This is a genomic window from Xenorhabdus bovienii (assembly GCF_024721015.1).
Taxonomy (GTDB): Bacteria; Pseudomonadota; Gammaproteobacteria; order Enterobacterales; family Enterobacteriaceae; genus Xenorhabdus; species Xenorhabdus bovienii.
On record NZ_JANAIF010000440.1, the window covers coordinates 1 to 258 of the forward strand.

The following is a 258-nucleotide window of genomic DNA, read 5'->3' on the forward strand; positions in this document are numbered from 1 at the left end:
CAGCCACCTGGGATCGGTTTCCGCTCTGGGTCGCGACATGCTGTGTTCTTCCAATGGCCATGATGTTGCTCGGCTTGGGTGGCAGTTGGTTGGCGATATTCGGAAAAATAGCGGCAGCAAGCTACTATGTTCTCGCCATCTCAACAGTGCTGGTCGCGGTTTCGTGGTTCGTAGCGCATCGAAACGGGACGTTGGCAAATCTGAAATGGTGGCTTGTCGGAAACACGGCGACTACCGCGTTGGCATGGGTCATCGTGT

General features: G+C 55.4%; 1 protein-coding gene. It reads left to right on the top strand.

The window, feature by feature from the left end; translation table 11 throughout:
- Nucleotides 1–37: 37 nt before the first annotated feature.
- On the top strand, nt 38–258 hold a 221-nt coding region (locus NXS07_RS21320), incomplete at its 3' end, for a hypothetical protein (protein WP_258087678.1).